The 7,792-nt window shown below is 44.1% G+C and carries 10 protein-coding genes, 1 tRNA gene, 1 other RNA gene and 2 pseudogenes (1 of these 14 cut by a window edge); 7 read left to right on the forward strand and 7 right to left on the reverse strand.

Annotation, left to right across the window (positions count from 1 at the left end):
• Positions 1-192: 192 nt before the first annotated feature.
• Complete coding sequence (locus tag COT81_00435) at positions 193-432, reverse strand: hypothetical protein (GenBank protein PIS05555.1); 240 nt, start codon at positions 430-432, stop codon at positions 193-195.
• Between COT81_00435 and COT81_00440 the strand changes: the two are divergent.
• A pseudogene (locus tag COT81_00440) lies at positions 415-822 on the forward strand (hypothetical protein). The gene COT81_00435 and the pseudogene COT81_00440 sit on opposite strands and share 18 nt — an antisense overlap.
• Positions 823-879: 57 nt before the next feature.
• Positions 880-1,029 (forward strand): annotated as a pseudogene (locus COT81_00445) (recombinase family protein).
• Between the two features lie 530 nt (positions 1,030-1,559).
• Here COT81_00445 and COT81_00450 read toward each other — a convergent pair.
• The 6 genes from COT81_00450 to COT81_00475 all read right to left on the reverse strand — a co-directional run bounded on the left by COT81_00450 (position 1,560) and on the right by COT81_00475 (position 4,107).
• Positions 1,560-1,636: transfer RNA gene (locus COT81_00450), tRNA-Asp, on the reverse strand.
• Positions 1,637-2,032: 396 nt separating this feature from the next.
• Positions 2,033-2,380 (reverse strand): 50S ribosomal protein L20, encoded by a 348-nt coding sequence (locus tag COT81_00455; protein PIS05556.1) that lies wholly within the window; start codon positions 2,378-2,380, stop codon positions 2,033-2,035.
• Between the two features lie 11 nt (positions 2,381-2,391).
• Complete coding sequence (locus COT81_00460; protein PIS05557.1) at positions 2,392-2,601, reverse strand: 50S ribosomal protein L35; 210 nt, start codon at positions 2,599-2,601, stop codon at positions 2,392-2,394.
• On the reverse strand, positions 2,598-3,239 hold the full coding sequence (locus COT81_00465) for a translation initiation factor IF-3 (protein PIS05564.1): 642 nt from the start codon (positions 3,237-3,239) through the stop codon (positions 2,598-2,600). Before COT81_00465 ends, COT81_00460 begins: the two co-directional genes overlap by 4 nt.
• Before the next feature lie 11 nt (positions 3,240-3,250).
• Positions 3,251-3,632: a transfer-messenger RNA gene (gene ssrA / locus COT81_00470) on the reverse strand.
• A 19-nt stretch (positions 3,633-3,651) separates the two neighbouring features.
• A complete protein-coding gene (locus COT81_00475) occupies positions 3,652-4,107 on the reverse strand; it encodes an SsrA-binding protein (protein PIS05558.1) in 456 nt (151 codons plus the stop codon).
• Between the two features lie 63 nt (positions 4,108-4,170).
• Between COT81_00475 and COT81_00480 the strand changes: the two genes are divergently transcribed.
• The 5 genes from COT81_00480 to COT81_00500 form a co-directional block, all read left to right on the forward strand.
• On the forward strand, positions 4,171-5,235 hold the full coding sequence (locus tag COT81_00480; protein ID PIS05559.1) for a hypothetical protein: 1,065 nt from the start codon (positions 4,171-4,173) through the stop codon (positions 5,233-5,235).
• A 9-nt stretch (positions 5,236-5,244) separates the two neighbouring features.
• Entirely contained in the window at positions 5,245-5,793 is a 549-nt protein-coding gene (locus COT81_00485) for a hypothetical protein (protein ID PIS05560.1), read from the forward strand.
• 100 nt (positions 5,794-5,893) lie between these two features.
• A complete protein-coding gene (locus COT81_00490) occupies positions 5,894-6,616 on the forward strand; it encodes a hypothetical protein (GenBank protein PIS05561.1) in 723 nt (240 codons plus the stop codon).
• Positions 6,617-6,618: 2 nt separating this feature from the next.
• Positions 6,619-7,584, forward strand: a complete 966-nt coding sequence (locus COT81_00495; protein ID PIS05562.1) for a hypothetical protein — start codon at positions 6,619-6,621, stop codon at positions 7,582-7,584.
• On the forward strand, positions 7,574-7,792 hold part of the coding region annotated (locus COT81_00500) for a hypothetical protein (protein PIS05563.1) (this coding region is incomplete at its 3' end). The annotated region continues 959 nt past the right edge of the window; 219 of 1,178 annotated nt are visible. The genes COT81_00495 and COT81_00500, both read left to right, overlap by 11 nt.

Here is a 7,792-nt window from a genome sequence, read left to right on the forward strand (position 1 = left end):
AAAATCAATAAACAAATTATAAAGAATTTATAAACTATTATGACGAACTACTTAATCTACGGCCGTGTCTCTACCTCTCGTCAGGCCGAACGAGAACTCAGTATCCCGGCACAGGTCAAAGCGTGCCAGAAGTACGGCATGGATCACCACTGGACTCTTGCTCCGGATGGTATCTATGAGGAGAAGGGCGAATCAGCTCGCACCGTCGAACGTCCACAGCTTCAGAAAATGCTTCACCGGGCAAAGACCGACAGCAAGATCGATGTTATCTTGATGCACAAACTTGATCGCATGTGCCGCAACGTCGCGGATTATGCGGCGATCAAGATGATGCTCAAAAAACACGACGTTCGGCTGATCTCGGTAGTCGAGCAATTCGATGAGTCGTTTTCCGGCGAGCTTGTTGAGAACATTATGTCCTCGATTGCCCAATGGACATCCCAGAACATCAGCTGGGAGGTCAGGAAGGGTCTTAAAGAGGCCGTAGAGCGTGGCCGGTTCCCCGGTGTAGCACCGCTCGGGTATTTGAACGATAAGAAGACCAAGTCTCTTATAGTCGATAACATTCGGGCTCCGTATGTGAAGCTGGCATTCGAGCTCTACGCCACCGGAAAGTATTCTTACGATTCTCTTTCGGAAGATCTCAATAAGCGAGGTTTGCGGACTCGCGGCGGCAAATTAATCGGCCGCAAGACCATTGAACATGTACTGGCCAACACCATCTATTACGGACTCATCAAAACCCGGTCAGCGACCTCCCAGGCAAACTTTCCGCCCCTCATTACCAAGAAGGTCTTTGATGACGTTCAGGAAGTCATCCAACAGCATAATCACTACGCTGATCGCACTCGCAAGCACATCTACCCACTGTCAGGCCATATGAGGTGCGGTTACTGTGGCTCGATGCTTGTCGGACAGGTTAAGAAAGGCCACCTTTATTACAATTGCAGTCATCGCAGGGATCGTAGTTGTCCGGAGAAAAAATACATCCGTTTTGAAGGCATCGAAGAGCAGGTAACGAATCATCTCTCACGGGTGCAGTTGCCGGATAAGTTCAAGAAGGTACTTGATGCCTACTTCCAGCACTTCGCCAAAGAACGTCTCTCGCAGGAGGAACGTGAACGCAAAAGTCTCAAACAGGAGCTGGTCAGGGTTCAACAGCAGATCCGCAACATTGTGGTGGACCGGTCAAAACGTATCATCGATGCCGAGGTCTTTATAAAGATTCAGGACGAGCTTCTGAGGGAGAAGGAGATGTATCAGGATCGACTGGCAGTGCTTGAGGGTAAGTCGGACAAGTTCGTTCAAAAGTTTAATGAGCTACTCGATTTCACCGATCACGCAGATAAGGTGTACAGCACCAGTGGAACGTACCAAAAGCGCACGATTCTGAAGCTCTGTTTCGATGGCTTTACGGTGCAAAATCAAAAACTGACGCCTATCTGGACGCCAGTCTTTGATGTTCTTATGGACTTACAAGTTTCCAAGCTCAACCCTCCGCAAGACCCTGACAATGGGTCAAAAAGCCTTGCAAACTCAAAGGTTCTAACTTGGAAATCTGGCGGGGACGAAGGGACTCGAACCCTCGACCTCCTGCGTGACAGGCAGGCGCTCTAACCAGCTGAGCTACGCCCCCAAATTAAGTTTTTTCTTCAAGAACCTTCTACCCGCAGCAGTTTTAAAGTATAACTCGCGTTTTCTTGCTTCTGCAATAGAACCGTATTGTTCAGTATCATATGGTTGCAGGCGCTCCCCGCCCGACTGAACTGCGTCAGTCGTTCGGGCGGGTAACCTCCGCCAAAGGCGATTCGGGTAAAGCTACGCCCCCATTATGTTGCCATTCTGAACTCCACGCGAGGCCACGTCAGACGTGGCGAGGCCGCATGGCTTTGTGTTTCAGAATCTCTAGCATTATACAAAATAGAGATTCCGGGTCAAGCCCGGAATGACTATTTGTTTAAATTTTTTTTGACCCCTTGCCCTCTAAAAGGCTCGGTGAGATCCCTCGACAAGCTCAGGATGACGCTATGCGTCATTTTTTCAATTGTTCAACAATTGCTTGGAAAACTTTCGGATATTTTTGCGCGATTTCGGATAAAACTTTGCGGTCAAGTTCAATTTTATTTTTCTTCAACAAATTGATAAATTTGCTGTAGGATAATCCGTGTTCGCGAACAGCAGCGTTTAAGCGCACTTGCCATAAACGGCGGTTTACGCCTTTTTTCTTGCGCCGGTCAAAATGTGCTCGGGCTCCGGCCTTTGTTACCGCGGTTTTGGCTAGGCGAATAGAACTTTTTCGTCCCCATTTGTAACCTTTCGCCTTTTTCAAAAGGCGTTTTCGTTTTTTTAAATGACTTGGTCCGCGTTTAACTCGGGGCATAGATGTAAAAATTAACTATAAGGAAGTCGCGATCTTATATTTTTATTAAGCGCTTTTGGCAACCTGCGTTTGCGACGCTTAGCACGGCCAACCTTGCCGCTTTCGCGCGCGTTAAAGTGATCCTGGCCGGCTTTTTTGGCCATTAATTTCGTAGTTTTTTTACGCTTAGGTTTTGACAGTTTAATTTTTTTGGCTGTCATTTTGTGGGTTTTTTGCTTCATTGTTTTGCGATAGTGATATTTAGTTTGTTGCCTTGCTGGTCTAAATTTTGTTCAACTTTTATGTCTTCAGTCGCTTTAATATTATTAATAAACTCCTGAATGTTTTCTTTAGCTAAATCGGTGTGTCGGCGTTCGCGGCCTTTCAGCATCATTTCAATTCTGACTTTTTGTCCTTCGGCTAAAAATTTCTTGGCTTGATTTAAACGAAGATCAACATCATGTTTACCCATCCGAAAAGTTAAGCGAATACCCTTGATGTCAACTTTCTTTTGTTTGGATTGGGCTTTCCGGGCTTCTTTTTGCTCTTCGTATTTAAATTTATTGTAGTCAATGAGCTTGGCGACTGGCGGCTCGGCCTTAGGGGAGACTTCGACTAAATCAAATCCACGTTCCGCGGCTAAAGCCAAAGCTTTATCAATGTCCATTTCACCAACCCGCGCACCGATTTCATCAATCACTTGCACTACCCGAGCTTTAATGCGGTTATTAACCCGGTATTCTTTTTTATCTGATGTTGGCTTATGCCGTTTGCGCGATATTCTCAAGGCAGTGTATGTTATGGAATTAGTGATACGGTCTGGTGCCCTGAACCAGAACAAGTACGGTTCAGGACTACCCCAAACCGTGTTGCTTCGCAACTCTGGTTTGCGGGTGGAGATGAGGGGCCTCACACCCCTGTCCAAAAAACTTCGTCAAAACCCATCTACTATGATAGCTAACCTTGGTAGTTCAAAGAAAAGATAATAAGGTTAGCGAAAATCTTAACTTCTAGTCTGGGGAAGTGTTCTCGTTTAAGCCAGACAACTTAAACGAGTAAGCCTTATGTTAACACCGGGGATCACCTATAAGGCGTGAGTGGCCGATGGCTTACGATTGTTTAAGCGTAAGCAGGAACTAAGTTCAAGCCGCTAAAAGCGGTTTTAACCTTAGCGAATAGATTTTTTGCACTTATGTTGTGCGGCTAGTTTTACGCGCGGCCAGCGCGCATAGCGGATTTTAAAGAATTGTTTTTGTCGATTATTGACATCCCCATAAAGGATGAAAAACGGCTTACCGCCGTTTCATGGCTTGCCTAATTTTTCGGTCGGTTTCCCTTTTTTTAATCGTTTCTCGCTTGTCAATTCGGCGTTTGCCGCGCGCGATAGCGACTTTTACCTTAATTAGGCTCCCCTTAGTATAGACTAAAGTTGGTATAATTGTCAACCCTTGCCCTGATCTGATAGTGCTTTGCATGTGGGTGATTTCTTTGTCGTGCAACAAAAGCTTGCGGTCGCGGATAGGGTCGTATTTAGTTTGAGTTTTAACCGCTGGCGGGTAGGCATTAATTTGCAAGCCCTTTATCCAAGCATCGTTTTTTTTGTTAATCGTGACAAAGCTGCCGACTAAACTGAGCCGTCCGGCCTTGACAGATTTAACCTCAGCGCCGGTTAGTACAATTCCGGCTTCAAATTCTTCTAAAACTGTATAGTTAAATAAGCCCTTTTTATTTTTAGCTAAGGTTGGCATATAGTTCCTGGTCTTGTTCTATCATACTACAAAAGATTATACAAATATGGTATACTTGTACCCATGGAAGAGGAAAAGCGAGTTGTTTTTGATATATCGTTTGGCGCTATTTTAAAAGTGCTGGCGGTTTTATTGGCCTTGGGGTTTTTATATTTAATCCGCGATATTATCGCGGTTTTATTTGTAGCAGTAATTTTAGCCGCAGTAATTGAGCCGTTTGTAATTAAATTACAGATGCGAAAAGTGCCACGCGCGCTAGGAGTTTTGGTGGTGTACCTGATCATCTTTTTAATTTTTAGTTTAGCCTTGGGCCTGCTCGTGCCGCCGATGGCCGAGCAGATAAGTTCTTTAACCAGAAGTTTCCCATCCTATTGGGATAGTATTTCTAAAACCTACTTTCAGTTTAGAGAAAGCTCATTGAGTAATGCCTTACTCGGTGAGATTCAAACTGGCCTGCGTTCGGTTAATCAGGAGGTTGGACAAATTAGCACAGGTATTAGCCAGTTGGGACGCGGCATCTTTTCGTTTGTCGGTTCGCTTTTTGGAGGCTTAGTTTCATTCATTTTAATTTTAGTCATTACTTTTTACCTTGTTGTAGAGGAGAATAATTTAGGATTAGTAATTCGTTCGGTCGCGCCAAAAAATATTCAACCTTATTTGTTTAACTTATTCCGCCGCATGCAAGATAAAATTGGCGCTTGGCTGCGGGGTCAAATAATTTTAAGTGTGATTGTTGGTTTGTTGATTTTAGTCGGGCTTTGGATTACCGGCCATCCTTACTTTTTGGTACTGGCGTTGTTGGCGGCAGTATTTGAATTTATTCCGTACTTAGGTCCGATCATGGCGGCTATCCCAGCTATCTTTTTAGCTTTATTGCAAGACCCATTATTAGCCGTTTGGGTTTTAATTGTTTATATTGTGGTCCAGCAAATTGAAAATAATTTTTTAGTGCCTCAAATTATGCGTAAGGCAGTCGGTTTAAATCCAGTGATGAGTATTGTGGCAATGTTAATTGGTGCCAAGCTTTGGGGCGTAGTCGGAATAATTTTAGCCATTCCGGTGGCAACCGCGATCGCGGTTTTGGTCCAAGATTTTTTTGAAATTTCCAAAGCTAAAACTAAATCGTAATTATTTTATATGGCACAAGTTCAGCCAAAAAACGATTCAGACCTAACTCCGCCACCGCGGTTTGGCGGACGTCAATCTTTCCCGCGACCGGCATCTGCGCCTCGGCCAAAATCTTCTTTTGGTGATGGTTTAACTTCTCTGATAATAGCTTTAGTGATTATTGTCGGCGGGTATTATTTATTGACGACTTATACAAATATTCAATTATTTCAAAGCGGCCCAAGATTTAATAATCAGTGGCAAGCTGTTTTTTTAAGCAATGGACAAGTCTACTTTGGCAACATTACTGACATAAGCAGAAAGCAGGTAACTTTAGAAAATATTTATTACTTACAAAATATTACTCAGCCGCTGCAGCGCAGTGCCGCCGATGGTGAAACTGGAGAAGATGCCAATCAGCAATTGACTTTAGTCAAGTTGGGTAATGAGTTGCATGCCCCGGAAGATACGATGTATATCAATCGTGATTTTGTAGTGCTAATGGAAGATTTGCAAGATGAGGGTAGGGTGGTCCAGGCTATCCAGCGATACATTGACGATCAAGCAACTCAATTTTAACTTTTTTTATTTGACAAAAGCGAGGGATTTAAGCCTCGCTTTTTGTTTTAGGCAAAAACAGAATATGGTATACTTTTAACATTATTATATATTTTTCAACATGGATTATCATTTCTTGAAGCGGTTTTTATTGTCAGTTGGAACCGGATTTATAGTTTTCGTCCCGGTAGTTTTAGGCGCTGTCCGGTCAAGTGAAAATTACCAGATATTATCTGATACTTTTGTTTCGGGCGGCGGATATTCTAGCTCGGATAATTATCAACTCCAAGATATTGTCGGCGAAGGAGTTGTTAATTCGGCGACTTCGACATCAGCTAACTTTGGGGTTAAGTCTGGATTTTTTGAAACTTTTGGCGAGACTTTGACTTTTTCCTTGGGCGCTTCATCACTTGAATTGGGTCAATTAGACGCGGCGGTAACGAAAACCGGTAGCCACACCATGTCAGCGGCAACAGACATTGATAATGGTTTTAATATAAATGTCAGCGGCTCAACATTGTCGTCTGGGGCTAATATAATTGATGCCATGTCGACCACGGCCGCGAGCGCCACCGGCTTAGAGCAGTTTGGTTTAAATGTGGTAGCTAACACTTCTCCGTCAGTTGGTTCTGATCCGTCCGGCACCGCACCAATTGGCGCGGCGGCAAACAATTACAATACTGCCAATAGTTTTAGATTTGTTTCCGGCGAGGTCGTCGCGACGTCTACCGCCCCGATCAACACTACAACTTTTACGGTATCTTATATCGCTAATATCGCCGGTGCGACCGAGTCCGGAACCTACACTACCACCCTAACTTACACCGCCACGCCGGTTTTTTAATTATGCGTAATTGGAATATTTTTTTGGGTTTAGCATTTATAATGCTGATTTTTTGGCTGCCTCAAGCTGTCCTAGCTATCACGATCCAACCAGTCCGCGCCCATGTGCCAATTGAGCCAGGGGAGAGCAAATCATTCAGTTTTAACGTGATTAACGAAACGGACGGGACATTATTTTTACAAAGCGACGTTAAAAGTTTTTTACCAGCCGACGAGTTTGGCAATGCAAAAGTAGATTATGATAGTCGTGAGCCGTGGCATGATTGGTTTACGGTGCGAAATCCTAACGTGGCGCTCCCTGCTAAGCAAGGATTTCCGGCGATTGTTGATATAACAGTTCCCGACAATGCCGCGCCCGGCGGATATTACGCGGCTATTCTTTGGGGGGAGTCGCCGGGAGCCGGTAATTTTGGCGTTAAAGGCAATATTGCCTTTTTAGTCATGTTGGAGGTTGGCGGGGATTTAATTGAAGACGGGGAGTTTGTGGGTGTTTCATACCAAGGCTCACGCGGCCATCTTACTTCTTTCCCAACGACTTTTAATGTGCATGTAAAAAACACCGGCAACACTCATCTACAGCCAAGCGGCAATATAAAAATTACGAACCGCTTTAATTGGCCGGTAGCAAAATTACACATCAATTCAGCCGGGGGTTTTATATTGCCTAATAGCAGTCGGGTTTTTAGCGTTGGGTGGGAAAATCCGTTACTGTTGCTTAATGATTTGGCGACTGGAGAAGTTAGCCTTGCGCAAGCTTTATCACAATTGCGAGCCTTATTTATAGCCGGTGATTATACGGCTACTATTAATTTGAATTTAACTGACGCGATTTCAATTTCCGAACAAATTAATTTTAAAGTGCAAACTAGATACCCATATTTAATTGTCGGTTTAGTTGTGTTCTTAATCCTTTTAACGGTTAAGGTGACGCAAGATAAAAAGCGAAGCAAGAGTCGGCATGGTAAATAAGCTAAACTTAAACATTGCCACTTTCATTTTTAAAGTTTTGCTGTTTTGGCTTTTTTCTTTTTTGCTTTTCACGAATGCCTTGGCTGATAATATAAATATTAATGCCAACGTCATTAGCGGTGGCGGTGGCGGCGCCCCGGCACTTGAAGATTGTCGCGACGGCAACGACAATGACGGCGATGGCTTAATTGACTATCCGCTTGATCCT

It is taken from the genome of Candidatus Buchananbacteria bacterium CG10_big_fil_rev_8_21_14_0_10_42_9 (assembly GCA_002773845.1).
Lineage (GTDB): Bacteria > Patescibacteriota > Patescibacteriia > Buchananbacterales > 21-14-0-10-42-9 > 21-14-0-10-42-9.